Origin of the sequence: Mesorhizobium sp. B2-8-9 (assembly GCF_006439475.1) — a bacterium.
In the GTDB taxonomy this organism is placed as follows: domain Bacteria; phylum Pseudomonadota; class Alphaproteobacteria; order Rhizobiales; family Rhizobiaceae; genus Mesorhizobium.
The window spans coordinates 120,725-137,124 of record NZ_VFTQ01000016.1 but is presented as its reverse complement, the minus strand read 5'-3'; the positions used below and the strand labels follow the sequence as shown (position 1 = coordinate 137,124).

The following is a 16,400-nucleotide window of genomic DNA, read 5'->3' as shown; positions in this document are numbered from 1 at the left end:
CGATGCATTTCATGATTATTGGTTATAACCAGAATGTCAAGCGGCGATCCCGCCTGTGTGGGTCGCGCGTGCGGAGGATCGGAAATGGATGCGGTTTATGTCGTTGCCGCCAAGCGCACGCCCATCGGCAAGCTGAACGGCGCGTTCGCCAGCCTGTCCGCGGCGGAGCTGGGCGGGCAGCTTATCCAGGCAATGCTTGCCGATACTCAGCTCGCGCCCGATGCCGTCAGCGAGGTGATCATGGGCCAGGTGCTGACCGGCGGCGCCGGGCAGAACCCGGCGCGGCAGGCCGCGCTCAAGGCTGGCCTTCCGGTCAGTATCCCCGCCATGACCGTCAACAAAGTGTGCGGCGCCGGCCAGAAGTCGATCCATCTCGCCGCCCAGGCCATTCGCTGCGGCGACGCCGATTGCGTGATCGCCGGCGGACAGGACTCGATGACCTCGGCACCGCACTTCATTTCCGATATGCGCGGCGGCATCCGCATGGGCGACCGTACCCTCAAGGATTCGATGATCACCGACGGGCTGTGGGATGCCTTCCATCAGGTGCATATGGGCGTAACGGCCGAGGCGCTGGCGCAGCGTTACCAGATCACCCGCGAGGAACAGGACAGGTTCGCGCTGCGCTCACAGGAGAAGGCGGACGCCGCCATCCAGACTGGCCGGTTCGACGAAGAGATCGTCCCGATCTCGATAAGGACAAGGCAGGGCGATCTCGTCATCGACCGTGACGAACATCCCAATCCCTCCACCACCATGGGAGTCCTCGGCCGGCTGAGGCCGGTCTTCGATGCGGCTGGCACGATCACGGCCGGCAACTCGTCAGGCCTCAACGACGGGGCGGCGGCGGTGCTGGTGATGTCGGAGGCGCGGATGAAGAAACTCGGCCTGACGCCCCTAGCCCGCATCGCCTCCTACGCTTCAGCCGGGGTCGAGCCTATGGACATGGGCCTCGGACCGGTGGCGGCCTCGCGCCGCGCGCTCGACAAGGCCGGATGGCACGCGTCCGATCTCGACGTGATGGAGGTCAACGAAGCGTTCGCCGCGCAAGCCATCGCGGTCAACCGCGAGATGGGCTGGAACGAGGACATCATCAACATGAGCGGCGGCGCCATCGCGCTTGGCCATCCGCTGGCCGGCTCCGGCTGCCGCATCGTGGTGACGCTGCTCCACGAAATGATCCGCCGCGACGCGCGGAAGGGCCTCGCCTCGCTCTGCATCGGCGGCGGCCAGGGCGTGGCGATCTGCCTGGAGCGGTGAGCCTGAAACTCTGAGCAGTTAGTTGCCTGAGGGAATTGGGCAATGGGGCTTGGCCAGCATCTGGCGAACGACAGCTTTGGGTCAACGAAAGAGCTCAAGACTACGGCCGACATTAGGCGCGAAGCAGACGTTCAAGACTTTGTCAGCAGGAGGTCACTTCGGTCAACTTGCGCCATGCGCTTGACAAAGTCGGACTGCCTTAATGGCGACCGGCAGCAGTCCAGCTGCGTCGAGTTGGGACCTGCGAGTAACATTCGGGAACCAAACCAATCCACAGAAATATTTTGTTGGTATTTTTTGTTGGTTAGCACTGCTTTTGCGCGAATCTTAACCATTTGAAACGACAGCCAGATTTCTCTGACTTGGATTCCGCCTCTGGCACCATCCTCTCTTCTCCCGACATTCCCCTGCGCCGAAGCTTCTACGCTCAGTCGAAGAAACCCGCATCCTCTTTCCTGAGATATTTCCTGGCCGCCTCGGCATCGATATCGAGCCCCAGTCCCGGCGCTTCCAGCAGCTCCACCATGCTGTCCTTCACGATCTGCGACGGCAGGCCGATGACGATGTCTTCCCACCAGGGATCGGAGGCGCTCGGATATTCGAAGGCGATGTAGTTGGCGGGCAAGGTGGCGCAGACATTGATCAGCGCGCCAAGACCGAGCAGGCCGTTGGCGGTGCCGTGCGGCGCCATCAGGATGGAATGCATGTAGGCGTGCTCGGCCACCCATTTGAGCTCGGCGATGCCGCCTATATCGGCCGGGTCGGGGCCGATGACGCGCACCGCTTGCGTCTCGATCAGCTCCTTGAAATTGTGCCGCAGGTAAATCTGCTCGCCGGTATGGATCGGCGTCGAGGTGGAGGCGGTCAGCTCCCGATAAGCCTGCGGATTGACCCACGGCACATAATCGCCGGTCAGCATGTCCTCCAGCCACATCAAATTGTACTTCTCGACCGCGCGGGCGAATTTGATCGCGTCGGGCAACATCCAGCCCGGGCCGCAGTCGAGCGCCAGGCTCACCTTGTCGCCCAGCACTTCCTTCATCGCGATCACGCAGTCGAGCATATGGTTGAAGCCGCGCTCGCTGATCACGCCCTGATCCATGGCGCCGTGATAGCCGGCCTTCTTCTGCGTCACGCCGTAATGGAAGCCCTCGATGGTGTCCTTCATATTGGAGTGGAACGAGATTCCCTGCTTGATCATGAAGAAGTTCTGCGGCTGCTCCATCATCCATTTGACGTCGGCGGCGTAGTCCTCCGGCCGGTCGCCGGTGCGCTTGCGGCGGATCGAGCCATTGTAGACGCGCACCTTGTCGCGCACCTTGCCGCCAAGCAGCTTATAGACCGGAACGCCGGCGGCCTTGCCGGCAATGTCCCACAGCGCATGTTCGATCGCGCTCACCGCCGCGCCATAGGGCTTGAACGAGCCGCGCTGGCGGATCTTCAGCATCACTCGCTCGACGTCGGTCGGGTCCTCGCCGATCAGCGCCTCGCGGAAATGCAGAACAAAGGGCTTGAGGTAGGTCTTGGTGAACTCGACTTCGCCAAGGCCGTAAAGACCTTCGTCGGTCACGATGCGCACGATGGGGTGCTGACCGATGACGGCGCAGCGCAGGTCGGTGATCTTCATGGCGCAGTCCTAGTTCACAGACGAGAAAGCTGTCGGCGTGAGCAGCTGGCTGCTGATATTGGCAATGATCTGCCCGTCGCGCTCAGACTCGTCCCGGGCCCTGTGCCATGCCGGATCGGTGACGAAAGCCACCCATTTCGCCTCACGCTCGGCCAGCGATTCCCAGGCGAGGAAATAGGTGAGACGATTGCTGTTTTCGCCGATCGCCGTGGTGAAAAACCCGGCCTGGCGGATGCCATGTTTCTCCCAGATGGCCAGCGTTTGGTCGGAAAAGCGCTTGAGCAAAGCCGGCAGCCTGCCCGGCAGGCAGTCATAGATACGCAGTTCGTAGATCATGGTTTCGTCCGTTTCCTTCTTCATCTCCGGCTTAGGAGCGGTCGACACGAATGGTCGGTCGTTGGTCCTGTGAATCTGGGGGAATGAGGGCGGGCGATCCGGCTAACTCCAGGTCCGGTCCCAGCTATATTCATTGTCCCAATGCTCGGTGGATTGCCATATCCCCGTGACACCGGGCTGCAGATGCTGCGCGAGCACCTCGTCGACGACGTCGTCGATCCCCAGGCCCGGTCTGTCCGGAACGGTGATGAAGCCGTCCTTCACCAGCGGTTTGGGCAGGCCGGTGACGATATCGTCCCACCAGTCGACATCGGCGGAATGATATTCGAGCGCCATGAAGTTTTCGGTCGCGGTCGCGACATGCGCCGCGGCCATCGCGGCGATCGGGCTTTCGGCCATGTGGATCGCCATGGCAACGCCGTGGTCCTGCGCCATGTCGCCGATCTTCTTGGTCTCGAGGATACCGCCGCTGGTGAGGAGGTCCGGATGGACGACGGAAAGGCCGCCGCTTCTCAGCAGAGGGTCGAAGGCCTCCTTGAGGTAGATGTCCTCGCCGGTGCAGATCGGCACCGAGGTCGCTTGCTGCAGCTGCCGGTATTGCTCGGTGTATTGCCAGGGAATCACATCCTCGAGCCAGGCCGGGACGTACTTCTCGATGCGGCGCGACAGGCGGATGCCGTCCTGCAGAGAGATGTGGCCGACATGGTCGATGGCCAAAGGGATCTCGTAGCCGATGACTTCGCGAACCTCGTGGATGTACCGCTCGAGAAGATCGATTCCCTTCTCGGTGAAATGCAGACCGGTGAACGGGTGCCGCACGTTCTGCGCGTCATAGGCGAGATTGCGGGCCTTGCGCTCCTCGATCGTGCCGCCGCGGCCGCGCGGATTGGCGTGAAACCCTTCGAGCGCGCCGGCGGGCGATGTCACAGCACCCGGAATGTGGGCGATCTGCATCAAGCCGAGATCCATCTTGAGGAAGGTGAACCCGCGGTCCATGCGTTCCTTGAGGCGTTTACCGGTCTCGGTGCCGCTCGGTTTCTCGGCGTCGGTATCGCAATAGACGCGCACGTGATCGCGGAACTTGCCGCCCAGCATCTGGTAGATCGGCACGCTATAGGCCTTGCCGGCGAGATCCCAGAGCGCGATCTCGACCGCCGACACGCCGCCACCCTGCCGCCCGTGCCCGCCGAACTGCTTGATGCGGCGGAATAGCCGGTCGACATCGCAGGGATTCTCGCCGAGCAGCCGGCTCTTCAGCATCAGCGCATAAGTGGCGCTGGCGCCGTCGCGCACCTCGCCAAGCCCGACGATGCCCTGGTTGGTGTAGATCTTGAGCAGCGCCGAGGTGAACGGCGCGCCGACGATCTCGGCCACCCGCATGTCGGTGATGCGAAGCTCGGACGGTCTGGAATTGGTGTTGACCCGATTGAGAGCCTCGTCGGCTGCATCCGTCTTCGGCATGACTTATCCTCGTTCTCGTCGATGGTTATGCCCCTCGCCTGGCTCGCACAGGTCGTTGCTAGCCCAACTCGATCTCGTGGGCCTGCAGGTAGTCGCGATTCATCTCAACACCGAGACCGGGCTTCGACGTCAGCTTGAGGCTGCCGTTCGAAACATCGAGCGGCTTGTCGATGAGGTGGTCGTATTTGGAGAGGTCCCACTCCGAGGTTTCGAGCTTATAGAAGTTGGGAACGGTCATCATCACCTGCGCTCCCGCGACCACGTTGATCGGTCCGGCAGCGTCATGCGGCGAGACGGGCACGTAATAGGCTTCGCACAGGGCGGAAATCTTCTTGAGCTCGGTGACGCCGCCGGTCCAGGTGACGTCCGGCATGATGTAGTCGGCGAGCTTGCCCTCGAGCACCGGCACGAAATCCCACTTCGTGTGGCCGCGCTCGCCCCACGAGATGGCGGCGCTGACCTTGTCGCGCACCTGTTTGAGGGCATTGAGGCTCTCGGGCGGACAGGGCTCCTCGAACCAGTCGATCTGGCCCGCCTCTTCGAGGCTGCGGCAGAGGCGAATGGCGGTCGGAACATCGAAGCGGCCATGCGCATCGATGAGGATGTCCACATCGGGGCCTGCCGTTTCGCGGATCAGGGCCGTCAGTTCGGCGGCCTCGCGCTCGTCCTTGCGGGTCATGCTGCCGTCGAGATAACCGTCCCGCCTTTCGCGGGCTACGCCATCGACGCTGGGGCCCTGATGGGGAAAAGGATCGAATTTGAGGCCGGTGTGACCGGACTCGACGATGTCGCGAATTTCGCGGATCACGGCTTCCTTGCTGGTGAATTTGGCCTGGTTGGGATGGGTATAAAGCGCGATTTCGTCGCGCACCGGTCCGCCCAGCAGTTCGTAGATCGGCTTGCCGAGGACTTTGCCACGGATATCCCAGAGGGCGATGTCGATGGCGCTGACGCATTCGACGGCGGCGCCGCGGCTGCCCATATAGGTGAAGCTGCGGAAAATCTTGTGCCAGAGATACTCGATACGCGCCGGATCCTCGCCTGTTACGGCGGCGCCGATCTGGCGCAGGATCGTGCAGAGCGCGCGGTTGGCGAGCTTTGTCGTGGTGGTGATCTCTCCCCAGCCGCTCACCCCCTCGTCGGTCGTCACTTCGACGAACAGATACTCGCCCCAGTAAGACGCATCGGACTTGATCAGCCATGGCCGAATGCTGGTGATTTTCATCTGGACTATCCTCTCTGAAACGGCCAGGCTGACGGTGTTGCGGATCGGCTACCCTGCCCGGGCGGCGCTTCGCGCGCGCATGTGTTCGAGGACATGCCGGCCGGAGCCCTCGACATGGCGGGCAATGAGTTCGGCCGCCTTCTCGGCCTCTCCCGATTTTACCAGCGCGATGAGCTCGCGGTGCTCGCGGATGATCGCGGCGCGCCTGGCAAGCGTGAAATTGAACCGCCGGCTGACCGCCCTCAGCACCTCGCGATGCTTCCACCAGAGCTCGGCCGCATGGCGGTTATAATGCCGCTGGTACATCACGGTGTGGAAGGCGGTATCGAGCTCGCTGTGCCTGAACGTGTCGGCAAAATTGTTCTCCTCGATCAGGTTCTGGAGACGTTCGAGCTCGGCGATGTCCTCGTCGGTGGCCATGTTCACGAACCATCGCGTCAGGGCGGGTTCGATCAGGACGCCGATCTCGTAGATATCCCGGACAAAGTCCTGATCTATGGGTCGCACGCGTGCCCCGCGATTGGGACTGAAGATGACAAAGCCCTCTCCGCGCAACAATTGCAGGGCCTCGCGCACCGGGTTGGTCGAGGTGCCGTGACGCCGGGCGAGATCGGCGACCACAAGCCGTTCGTTGGCGGCCAGCCGTCCTTCGATGATGTCATCCCTGATCAGTTCATAAAGCGAGGCGCCCTCGCTGGAAGCCCCGATGGGGTCAATTCCCGCAGGTGGCTCCGCTTTGAAATCGCTTGTCTCGGCCAAGGCCTATCTCCCCCAAGTGAATACACCCTCCGCCCTATATCACGCTCGGTTTCGATAAAACAATGTACGATTCTTCGCGTTGACAGATAATCTGTGATCTGAAAACGTACAAAGTCGTCGAAGGGATACATTAGAACTGGCAAATATCCCGCGATCGAACGAGCAACGACCGCTTGCCTCGACGCAGAGCGGCACGGGAGAGAAACCTGGAGGATACCTATGACGAGGATTACGCTCGGCGGTGCCGTCCTGCGCGGCACTGTCTCCACTGCGTTAATGGCATCGTTGATGGCCGCGCCGGCGCTGGGCGCGCCGCCGGTCGACCTGAGCAAGTGGTCGCCGGAATATGTGCGCTCCATTGCGGGCACGCAGGATTTTGACACTGCGGGCGATTGCGCCAAGGTCACCCCGCTCGACTACAAGGGCCGACTGACCTTCTGGTACCAGGGCGTGTTCGAGGGCGACCCGGACCTTTTGCGCCAGTACTACAAGGATTTCTTCGCAACCTTCCGCAAGACCTATCCGAACATCCAGCTCGAGGAACAAGCCCTCACCTACAACGACCTTCTCGACAAGTTCCGCACGGCGCTGCTCGGCAACGCAGCGCCAATGGCGGTCCGCCTGCAAATCCTGGGCGGCACCGAATTCGCCTCGAAGGGCTATCTGCAGCCGCTCAAGCCAGAGGATGTGGGGTATTCGACCGAGGACTTCTGGCCCGGCGCCATGAAGGCCGTCACCTGGGACGGCGTGACCTACGGAATTCCGACCAACAACGAGACGATGGCTTTCATCTGGAACGCCGACATTTTCAAGCGCGCGGGCCTCGATCCGAACAAGCCCCCGGCAACCTGGGACGACGTCGTCAAATATTCCAAGCAGATCCACGACAAGCTCGGCATTGCCGGCTACGGCCTGGTGGCGCGCAAGAATGCCGGCAACACGCCTTACCGCTTCATGCCGCAGTTGTGGGCCTATGGCGGCGGCGTCTTCGACGAGGCTACCCCCAACCCAACCTACAAGCAGATCGAGCTCGACAGCCCGCAGAGCAAGGCGGCGCTGCAAGCCTCCTACGACATGTATGTTCGCGACAAATCGGTTCCGGTCTCGGCGCTCACCAACCAGCAGGCCGACAACCAGCCCCTGTTTCTCGCCGGCCAGCTCGGCATGATGATCTCGCATCCGTCCGACTACAACGTCATGCTCGACCTGCAGAAGAAGGCGACGGGCACCGACAAGGACAAGGCACAGACCGTCATCGACAACATGCGTTATGGCCTCATTCCGACCGGCCCCGACGGCAAGCGCGCCGTCGTGTTCGGCGGCTCGAACATCCACATCCTGAAGCCCGAATATGTCGAGGGGGGCAAGGTGGACGAGCCGGCCGCAAAGGCCATCATCTGCATGTGGACGAGCCCGGAATGGTCGCTGAAGATGGCCTATGCCGGCTCGAACCCAGGCAACCTCAACGGCTTCAAGACCAAATGGATGAAGGAACGTCTGGACAACATCAAGTTCCTCGACGTCACGACCTCGATGCTGCCATACGGCATCCCGTTCCCGGCGCTGCCGCAGTCGCCCGAAATCATGAACATCATCATCCCGGACATGCTGCAGAATGCCCTGACCGGAGCGATGACCGTCGATCAGGCGGCGGAGGACGCGGCCAAGAAGGTAAAAGACCTGATGGGAGGCGGGCTCTAATCCGGGCCTGACCGACGATCCGATCGGCTGCGCCGCGAGCGCAGCCGATACTTCCCCATGAACAAGGGCGCGCTACAGTGACGATCGCGACCGGCAAGGCCGAGGCTCGCCGCAGATTGCAACCCGCCGGGTCCGGCGTGCTCCGCAGTATCTGGGAGCATCGCGCCGACTACGCGTATGTGCTTCCCGCGATCGCCGTAATGCTCATCGTCATCGCCTATCCGATCTACTACACAATCGAGCTGTCCTTCTTCAACACCCCGCCCGGCCTGCAGCTCCGCGACAAGATCTTCGTCGGCATCAACAACTACGCGGCCATCCTCACAAGCGAGGTGTTCTGGAAGGTCACCTGGAACACGCTTATCTGGACAGCGGCCTCCACTTTCATTTCCTTCGTCCTTGGCTTTTGCGCCGCGCTGGCGCTCCACCGCGACTTTGTCGGCCGCGGTATCCTGCGCGCCATCCTGATCATTCCCTGGGTCATCAGCGCGGTCGCCGCTTCCTATATCTGGAAGTGGATCTACCATTCGGATTTCGGGGTCATCGGCGCGGTTCTGGTTGGCCTCGGATTGGCCGGAGGGCCGCCGAATTTCATCGACAATGTCAGCACGGTGCTGCCTTCCCTGATCGTCGTCAATATCTGGCGCGAGTTTCCGTTTGCCATGATCATGATGATGGCCGGCCTGCAGACGGTTCCCGACCAGTTGCTGCGCGCGGCGACAGTCGACGGGGCCAATGCGTGGCAGCGCTTCTGGCACGTCACCTTCCCGCATTTGAGAAACGTCTCGACGGTGACGATCCTGCTGCTCGCGGTAGCCAACTTCAACTCCTTCATCATCCCATGGATCATGACCGGCGGCGGGCCGTCCAATGCGTCGCATATCTGGATCACCCACATTTATGAGCTTGCCTTCGGCCGGCAGCGCTGGGGCGTGGCGTCGGCCTATTCGGTGCTGCTGTTCTTCATCCTGATGACACTCGGCTATTTCTATGTCCGTGCGCTGAGCGGCAACGAGCGGAAGGACGGGGGAGCATGAGCACGATTGCCGAGACGGCCCCTCGAGACCGGGCCCGTCGCCGCATGCGAATCGACGGGTGGCGGTGGGGCGGCCGCATATTCCTGGTGTTCATGCTGCTTTACACCGCGCTGCCGATGATCTGGATGCTGCTGACCTCGATCAAGTCCGGCTTCGCGGCGATGCAATTTCCGCCGCAATGGTGGCCGGACCAGCCCACCCTTGCCAGCTACCAGAAGCTACTCGATCCGCAGAACAGCGTCGGTCAGGATTTCCTGCGCTTCTTCTGGAACAGCCTTTACGTTTCCACTGCCACGACCATCCTTTCGGTGATCGTGGCGGTTCCCGCGGCTTACGCGTTTTCGCGCTTTACCTTCCCGGGCCGGAACTTCCTGTTCTTCGCAGTGCTGCTCCGAAACATGTTCCCGGCGGTGATCTTTCTCGTGCCGCTGTTCATCCTGATGCGTGCGCTCGGGCTGGTGAACACGCATGGTTCGCTCATCCTCACCTATCTGACCTTCGGCTTGCCGCTGGCGATCTGGCTGCTCAAGGGCTTTTACGACAATATCCCGGTGCAGCTCGAGCAGGCGGCGCGTATCGACGGCGCTACACGGTTCCAGGCCTTCATCCTGATCGTGATGCCGCTCTCGACGCCAGGGATCATCGCCACCGCGATCTATTCCTTCATCGGCGCCTGGAACGAGTACATCTACGCCTACACCTTCCTCTCGAAGAACGAGCAGTTGACCCTGCCGGTCGGCATCCAGCGCTTCTTCTCGGAAAATACGACGGATTTCCCGGGCCTGATGGCGGCAAGCTTCATGATGAGCGTGCCCGTCGTCGTGCTGTTTCTTGTCCTGCAACGATACTTCGTACGCGCCCTGACGGAAGGCGCGGTCAAGCACTAGGAGTCGCTGCCGATGGCCCACGTGGTCCTCAAAGATCTCGTCAAGACCTATGGCGGCTTCAAAGCTGTCAACGACGTTTCGCTGACGGTCAATGACGGCGAGTTCGTCGCTCTCGTCGGCCCTTCAGGCTGCGGCAAGACAACCACGCTCAATCTCGTGGCGGGTCTGACCTCGGTAACATCGGGCGATATCATCATCGGCGACCGCGTGGTCAACCACCTAGATCCCAAGGACCGGGACATCGCGATGGTGTTCCAGAACTATGCGCTCTACCCGCAGAAATCGGTCTACAAGAACCTGGCCTTCCCGCTGCAGATGCGCAGGCTGCCTAAGGACGAGATCGACAAGAAGGTCAGGGAAGCGGCGCGCGTGCTCGATATGACGCAGTTGCTCGAGCGCAAGCCGCGCGAACTTTCAGGTGGTCAGCAGCAGCGCGTGGCCCTGGGCCGCGCCCTCGTTCGAGATCCGGCGGTGTTCCTGATGGACGAGCCGCTCTCCAATCTCGATGCGAAGCTGCGCGTGCAGATGCGGTCCGAGATCAAGCGGTTCCACCAGGACCTGAAGGCGACCATCATCTATGTGACGCACGACCAGCTGGAGGCCGTGACCATGGCGGACAGGATGGCGGTGATGAACGGCGGCTATCTGCAGCAATATGATTCGCCGGCGCAGGTTTTCGCGCATCCCGTGAACATGTTCGTCGCGAGCTTCGTGGGCAGCCCGGCGATGAGCCTTATTCCGCTCGAGGCATCGACGGCGAACGGCGGCACGGTGTTGACCAGCGCGGAGGGCTGGAGCCTTGAGCTGTCGCCGCCCAATGCGCGGAAGGTCGCGACAGCAACGACCCGGAAAGTCGTGCTCGGCGCGCGACATTCGACGATCAAGCTGCACAAGAGTTCTGTCCCCGGCACCATTCCGGCCAAGGCCTATACGGTGGAACCGACCGGAGACGTGACATTCGTTCAGGCCTTCCTGTCAGGCGCCATCGTCAATGTCAGCGTGCCGCCGAGCATTGCCGTCGCGCCCGACGAGCGGATCTGGCTCGAGTTCGACCAGGAGCGGATGCATCTGTTCGACAGTGAAACCGAAATGGCCCTCAGGGCCGATTGACGCGGCGAACGCGTGTGGACGTGGCGCGAATGGCGACGAAACTTAAGATCACCGCGATCAAGCCCTACCCAGTGTGGGTAGGAACGCGCAACCAGATGCTTGTCAAGGTCGAGACCGACCAGGACATCTTCGGCTGGGGCGAGAGCGGCTTGAGCGGCCGCGAGAAGGCCGTGGCCGGCGCCGTCGAGCATTATCGCGAGTTCCTCGTTGGCCGCGACGCCATGCAGATCGGCCGGATCTGGCAGGAGCTTTATCGCAGCCAGTATTTCGAGGGCGGGCGGGTTCTGCAGGCGGCGATTTCCGCCATCGACATCGCCCTTCACGACATCAAGGGCAAGGCGCTGGGAGTGCCGGTCTACGACCTGCTCGGCGGCAAGCAGCGCGACCGCATCCCCACCTTCGCCTCGACCGGAGACGAGGCCGAGGGCGATGCTGCCATCGAACGCGCCCATGAATTGCGCGCGCAGGGATGGCAGGCCATCCGCTTCTTTCCCTCCGGCCAAAACAGCAAGGACATCTTCGAGCCGCGCGAGTCGATCGGCGCTACGGCGAGCATGCTGAACAAGGCGCGCGAAGCGCTGGGCGAGGACGTGGTGCTCGGCATCGACTATCATCATCGGCTGTCGGTGGCGGAGGCCGCGAGCTTCTGCAGCAAGCTCGGCCGCGGCGTGCTCGATTTCCTCGAGGAGCCGATACGCGACGAGACGCCGGAGGCCTACGAGTCCCTGCGCAGGATGACCGACATCCCCTTTGCCATCGGCGAGGAATTTGCCAGCAAGTGGCAGTTCCTGCCCTACATCGAGCGCGGCATTCATCAGTTCAATCGGCTCGATGTCTGCAATGTCGGCGGGCTCACCGAGGCGATGAAGGTCGCAGGCTGGAGCGAGGCGCATTATGTGGACCTGATGCCGCACAATCCGCTCGGTCCGGTGTGCACCGCGGCGACCGTGCATCTGGCCGCCGCCGTGCCCAACTTCGCCTGGCTCGAAACCAGGGCGCCCGAAAGGAAGCTGGGCTTCGACAGTTCCGACTTCTTCCCCGTGCAGCCGCGGTTGGACGGCCCAGATTACCCGGTCGGCGATCTGCCGGGGCTCGGCGTCGAGGTCAACGAGGAGGCGATCAAGGCGCAGAGTTTCCGCTTCTGGGAAGCGCCGCATCTCAAACGCCGCGACGGTTCTGTCACCAACTGGTAGTTCCAACTCATCCGGAGTTCGACAATGACGCATATTTCCGACATTACGCGTCCGCCCAAGGACCTGATCGATGCGCTGAAAGAGATCGGCGCCGCGACCGTTGCCGGCACGCTCGGCCACATGGGCTTCCGCAGTCCGCACATGGTCGGCCCGGTGGCGCAGAACCATGGGAAGTCGATCGTCGGGCCGGCGCTGACGCTGCAATTCCTGCCGCAACGGCCGGACCTGTTCGACGAAGGAGAATATACCGATCCGGAAACGCAACTGCACCGGCATGTGCTCTATCATGCGCAGGAGGGCGACGTGGTCGTGGTCGACGCCCGCGGCGACATGAGCTCGGGCGTCTTCGGCGATATGATGTCCACCTATTTCAAGGGCCGAGGCGGCGCCGGCATCGTCATCGATGGATGCATGCGCGACCGGCCCAATGTCGAAAAGCTCGATCTGCCGCTATGGCTGCGCGGCTGGACGCCAAACTATCATGTGCAGACCAGGATCTATCCCAATGCGGTCAACGTCCCGATTGCTTGCGGCGGCGTGACGGTCATCCCCGGAGACATCATCGTCGCCGACGATGACGGCGCGGTGGTGGTTCCCGTCGCTATGGCCGCCAAGGTCATCGAGGAGGCTCAGAACACCACGATTGGGAAGAGTTTTCACGCGAGAAGCTGATGCAGGGCGCTCCGTTGCAACGCTACTATCCGCTGCACGACGATGCCCGCGCAGAGTATGAGGAGTGGCGCAGGACAAGACGCCTTTGAGTTGGCAAGCAGGCTCCCAGCCCGGCGGCGCGAGGCATCGACCATCCGGTCGCGCAAAGGCGGCTTCCCCTTGCTATGAAGGCCTATTCGAACGCGTAGGTAAATCCTTCCGGCGACGCGCCGACGATGACTTTCGCCATCTTCTTGCCCTCGAGCGAGCGGTTGAGGACGCCGCGGCTGAGTTCCGGCAGCAGCGTGTTGGTGAGGATGGCGTCGATCATGCGGCCGCCGGATTCGATCTCCGTGCAGCGCGCCTTGACTAGGTCCATGACGCCGTCGCCGATCACCAGCTCGGCATCGTTGGTATCCTTGAGGCGCTTGGCGATCTTGCCGAACTGGTGACGGGCGATCGCCTCGATCATGGAATCCGACAACGGGTAATAGGGTATCGTGACGACGCGGCCTAGGAAGGCGGCCGGGAAGACCTTCAGCAGCGGGGCGCGCAGCGCGGTATCGAGATCGTCGATGCCGGTCCGCACCGTGCCGTTCTTCGTGCGATCCATGATGACGTCGGATCCGACATTCGAGGTGAGCAGGATCAGCGTGTTCTTGAAGTCGATGCGGCGGCCTTCGCTGTCGTCCATCATGCCCTTGTCGAAGACCTGGAAGAAGATCTCGTGCACGTCGGGATGCGCCTTCTCGACCTCGTCGAGCAGGATCACCGAATAGGGTTTCCTGCGCACCGCCTCGGTCAGGATGCCGCCCTTGCCGTAGCCGACATAGCCGGGCGGCGCGCCCTTGAGCGTAGAGACCGTATGCGCTTCCTGGAACTCCGACATGTTGATCGAGATCAGGTTCTGCTCGCCGCCATAGAGCGTCTCGGCAAGCGCCAGCGCGGTCTCGGTCTTGCCGACGCCGGAGGGGCCGCAAAGCAGGAACACGCCGACCGGCTTTTCCGGCGCGCCGAGGCCGGCGCGGCTGGTCTGCACGCGTCTGGCGATCATCTCCATGGCATGATCCTGGCCAACGACGCGCTCGGACAGGGTCGCGGCGAGCTTGAGCGCCTTTTCGGTCTGGCTGGAGAGCATGCGGCCGGTCGGGATGCCGGTCCAGTCCTGCACCACGGCGGCAACCGCATTGCGATCGACCGAGGGCAGGATGAGCGGCGTCTCGCCCTGCGCCGCGGCAAGCTCGGCCATCAGCTCGCGCAGCCGCGCCAGGTTGGCGGCCGCTTCGTCTGCCGGCTCGGCGGACATCGCTTCGGCCTTCGCAGCCTTGGCGTTCGTGGCCTCGGCTTTCTTGGCCTCGGCAGCCTTGCCGTCGCCAGTCTTGCTCTCGCCGATCTTGCTCTCGGAAGCCTTTTGATCAGGCGCCTCTTCCGCGCTCTCGGCCTCCGCAGTGACCTCATCGTCCGCCGCATCGAGCGGCACGCCCTCGCCGCGCAATTTTGCGCGCAGGTCGAGTATTTCGGCCACCAAGGCCTTTTCCCGGTCCCAGCGCGCCTGGGCCGCGGCCAAAGCAGTCTCGGTTTCCGCCAGTCCGGCGTCGACACGGGCCTGCCGGTCGGCGACGTCGATGCCGATCGCGGCTTCGCGGCCAATGATGCCGCTCTCGACCTCGAGTGCCTGGCGGCGGCGCAGGATGTCCTCGACCTCGGCCGGCGTCGCATGCTGCGAGACCGCGACGCGGGCGCAGGCGGTGTCGAGCAGGCTGACCGCCTTGTCCGGCAATTGCCTGGCCGGGATGTAGCGGTGCGATAGCGAGACCGCGGCCTCGATCGCCTCGTCCAGGATCTGCACCTTGTGGTGCTGCTCCAGCACGCCGGCAACGCCGCGCAACATCAGCACGGCCACCGCTTCCGAGGGCTCATCGATCTTGACCACCTGGAAACGGCGGGTGAGCGCCGGGTCCTTCTCGATATGCTGCTTGTACTCAGCCCAGGTCGTGGCCGCGATGGTGCGAAGCTCGCCGCGCGCCAATGCCGGTTTCAGGAGATTGGCGGCATCGCCGGTCCCGGCCGCGCCGCCGGCGCCGATCAGCGTATGCGCCTCGTCGATGAACAGGATGATCGGCACCTCTGAGGCCTGGACCTCGTCGATGACCGCCTTCAGCCGCTTCTCGAACTCGCCCTTGACGCTGGCGCCGGCCTGCATCAGCCCGACATCGAGCATGCGCACGCTGACATTCTGCAGCGTCGGCGGCACGTCGCCTTGGACGATGCGGAGCGCAAAACCCTCGACCACCGCGGTCTTGCCGACGCCGGCCTCGCCAGTCAGGATCGGGTTGTTTTGCCGACGGCGCATGAGGATATCGACGATCTGCCTTATTTCCGGGTCGCGGCCGACGACAGGGTCGATCTTGCCGTCGCGGGCGCGCTGTGTGAGGTCGGTGGCGTATTTCGCCAGCGCCGAATCCCCGCCCGGACCGCGCTTCATCGGCGTCTCGGCAGCGTGCTCGGCGGGCGGTGAGCCGGCCTCGAGCGAGCCTTCGGTGACATCGGCGAAGCGGGAGATGACCCCATCGGCGTCGATCTTGTCGAATTCGGCGCTGATCTTGGAGACCAGGCCTTCCAGCACCGGCGTCTTCAGGCAGGCAAGCAGGATATGGGCGCTGCGCACTTCCTCGACGCCGAACTCCAGCGTCGCAAGGTTCCATCCTTCCTGGATGGCGTGGAAGATGTGGTCGGAGAATTCCTCCACCGAGGTGGCGCCGTAGGGCAGCTTATCGATGGCTCGGGTCATGTCGGCCGTCAGCCGGCTGGCATCCAGCCCGGCGTCGGCGATGATCATCTGCACATCCGAGCGCTCTGACAGCACCAACTGCTGGATGAAATGGACAAGCTCGACATAAGGATTGCCGCGCAGCTTGGCCGTGTCGGCCGCGGCCTTGAAGGCGCGCACCCCGGTGGCGTTCAGCTTGGCGACCAGTTCCTTACGCTTGAAGCTCTGCGATGACCGGCGCTGTTCCATCGAACCTGCTCCCGCAACCTGCCGACCGTACCCTGCCATATAAGCGGCTGCTTGACAAAGCCGCATGGCGGATAAGGTTTTTGAATCTATCCGGGCGGCACCGCCCGGATACACAAGCCTTGCAAACTCGTGGC

The 16,400-nt window shown here is 62.8% G+C and carries 12 protein-coding genes and 1 pseudogene; 7 read left to right on the top strand and 6 right to left on the bottom strand.

All coding sequences use genetic code 11. The annotated features are described in order from the left end of the window. The first annotated feature begins 84 nt into the window (after positions 1 to 84). The gene (locus tag FJ423_RS19850) at positions 85 to 1,260 is read left to right on the top strand and encodes an acetyl-CoA C-acetyltransferase (RefSeq protein ID WP_140844154.1); all 1,176 of its coding nucleotides are present in this window, start codon (positions 85 to 87) and stop codon (positions 1,258 to 1,260) included. Between the two features lie 427 nt (positions 1,261 to 1,687). Here the strand turns inward: FJ423_RS19850 and FJ423_RS19845 are convergent, their stop codons facing one another. The 5 genes from FJ423_RS19845 to FJ423_RS19825 all read right to left on the bottom strand — a co-directional run bounded on the left by FJ423_RS19845 (position 1,688) and on the right by FJ423_RS19825 (position 6,668). After that, positions 1,688 to 2,887, bottom strand: a complete 1,200-nt coding sequence (locus tag FJ423_RS19845) for a mandelate racemase/muconate lactonizing enzyme family protein (RefSeq protein ID WP_140844152.1) — start codon at positions 2,885 to 2,887, stop codon at positions 1,688 to 1,690. Positions 2,888 to 2,896: 9 nt separating this feature from the next. Next, complete coding sequence (locus tag FJ423_RS19840; RefSeq protein WP_140844200.1) at positions 2,897 to 3,223, bottom strand: NIPSNAP family protein; 327 nt, start codon at positions 3,221 to 3,223, stop codon at positions 2,897 to 2,899. Between the two features lie 102 nt (positions 3,224 to 3,325). Then, positions 3,326 to 4,684: a mandelate racemase/muconate lactonizing enzyme family protein gene (locus FJ423_RS19835; protein ID WP_140844150.1), complete on the bottom strand. Its 1,359-nt coding sequence runs from the start codon at positions 4,682 to 4,684 to the stop codon at positions 3,326 to 3,328. Between the two features lie 58 nt (positions 4,685 to 4,742). Further along, complete coding sequence (locus tag FJ423_RS19830; RefSeq protein WP_140844148.1) at positions 4,743 to 5,909, bottom strand: mandelate racemase/muconate lactonizing enzyme family protein; 1,167 nt, start codon at positions 5,907 to 5,909, stop codon at positions 4,743 to 4,745. Positions 5,910 to 5,957: 48 nt separating this feature from the next. After that, complete coding sequence (locus tag FJ423_RS19825) at positions 5,958 to 6,668, bottom strand: GntR family transcriptional regulator (RefSeq protein WP_140844146.1); 711 nt, start codon at positions 6,666 to 6,668, stop codon at positions 5,958 to 5,960. 219 nt (positions 6,669 to 6,887) lie between these two features. Between FJ423_RS19825 and FJ423_RS19820 the strand changes: the two genes are divergently transcribed. From FJ423_RS19820 to FJ423_RS19795, 6 genes and pseudogenes are all read left to right on the top strand, one after another. Continuing rightward, positions 6,888 to 8,369 carry a sugar ABC transporter substrate-binding protein gene (locus FJ423_RS19820; RefSeq protein ID WP_140844144.1) on the top strand — a complete coding sequence of 494 codons (1,482 nt, stop codon included), beginning with the start codon at positions 6,888 to 6,890 and terminating at the stop codon, positions 8,367 to 8,369. 77 nt (positions 8,370 to 8,446) lie between these two features. Next, positions 8,447 to 9,406: a sugar ABC transporter permease gene (locus FJ423_RS19815; RefSeq protein WP_140844142.1), complete on the top strand. Its 960-nt coding sequence runs from the start codon at positions 8,447 to 8,449 to the stop codon at positions 9,404 to 9,406. Continuing rightward, on the top strand, positions 9,403 to 10,293 hold the full coding sequence (locus FJ423_RS19810) for a carbohydrate ABC transporter permease (RefSeq protein ID WP_140844140.1): 891 nt from the start codon (positions 9,403 to 9,405) through the stop codon (positions 10,291 to 10,293). Before FJ423_RS19815 ends, FJ423_RS19810 begins: the two co-directional genes overlap by 4 nt. Positions 10,294 to 10,305: 12 nt before the next feature. Beyond that, positions 10,306 to 11,403 carry an ABC transporter ATP-binding protein gene (locus FJ423_RS19805; protein ID WP_140844138.1) on the top strand — a complete coding sequence of 366 codons (1,098 nt, stop codon included), beginning with the start codon at positions 10,306 to 10,308 and terminating at the stop codon, positions 11,401 to 11,403. A gap of 29 nt (positions 11,404 to 11,432) precedes the next feature. Next, positions 11,433 to 12,596: a mandelate racemase/muconate lactonizing enzyme family protein gene (locus FJ423_RS19800; RefSeq protein ID WP_140844135.1), complete on the top strand. Its 1,164-nt coding sequence runs from the start codon at positions 11,433 to 11,435 to the stop codon at positions 12,594 to 12,596. Between the two features lie 24 nt (positions 12,597 to 12,620). Further along, a pseudogene (locus tag FJ423_RS19795) lies at positions 12,621 to 13,357 on the top strand (ribonuclease activity regulator RraA). Between the two features lie 83 nt (positions 13,358 to 13,440). Here FJ423_RS19795 and tssH read toward each other — a convergent pair. Continuing rightward, entirely contained in the window at positions 13,441 to 16,266 is a 2,826-nt protein-coding gene (gene tssH, locus FJ423_RS19790) for a type VI secretion system ATPase TssH (RefSeq protein ID WP_140844133.1), read from the bottom strand. Positions 16,267 to 16,400 lie beyond the last annotated feature (134 nt).

Bases quoted from the DNA above. Each gene is read 5' to 3' on its own strand.
- FJ423_RS19850 (WP_140844154.1), top strand. From the start codon at position 85: ATGGATGCGGTTTATGTCGTTGCCGCCAAGCGCACGCCCATCGGCAAG.
- FJ423_RS19845 (WP_140844152.1), bottom strand. From the start codon at position 2,887: ATGAAGATCACCGACCTGCGCTGCGCCGTCATCGGTCAGCACCCCATC.
- FJ423_RS19840 (WP_140844200.1), bottom strand. From the start codon at position 3,223: ATGATCTACGAACTGCGTATCTATGACTGCCTGCCGGGCAGGCTGCCG.
- FJ423_RS19835 (WP_140844150.1), bottom strand. From the start codon at position 4,684: ATGCCGAAGACGGATGCAGCCGACGAGGCTCTCAATCGGGTCAACACC.
- FJ423_RS19830 (WP_140844148.1), bottom strand. From the start codon at position 5,909: ATGAAAATCACCAGCATTCGGCCATGGCTGATCAAGTCCGATGCGTCT.
- FJ423_RS19820 (WP_140844144.1), top strand. From the start codon at position 6,888: ATGACGAGGATTACGCTCGGCGGTGCCGTCCTGCGCGGCACTGTCTCC.
- FJ423_RS19810 (WP_140844140.1), top strand. From the start codon at position 9,403: ATGAGCACGATTGCCGAGACGGCCCCTCGAGACCGGGCCCGTCGCCGC.
- FJ423_RS19805 (WP_140844138.1), top strand. From the start codon at position 10,306: ATGGCCCACGTGGTCCTCAAAGATCTCGTCAAGACCTATGGCGGCTTC.
- FJ423_RS19800 (WP_140844135.1), top strand. From the start codon at position 11,433: ATGGCGACGAAACTTAAGATCACCGCGATCAAGCCCTACCCAGTGTGG.
- tssH (WP_140844133.1), bottom strand. From the start codon at position 16,266: ATGGAACAGCGCCGGTCATCGCAGAGCTTCAAGCGTAAGGAACTGGTC.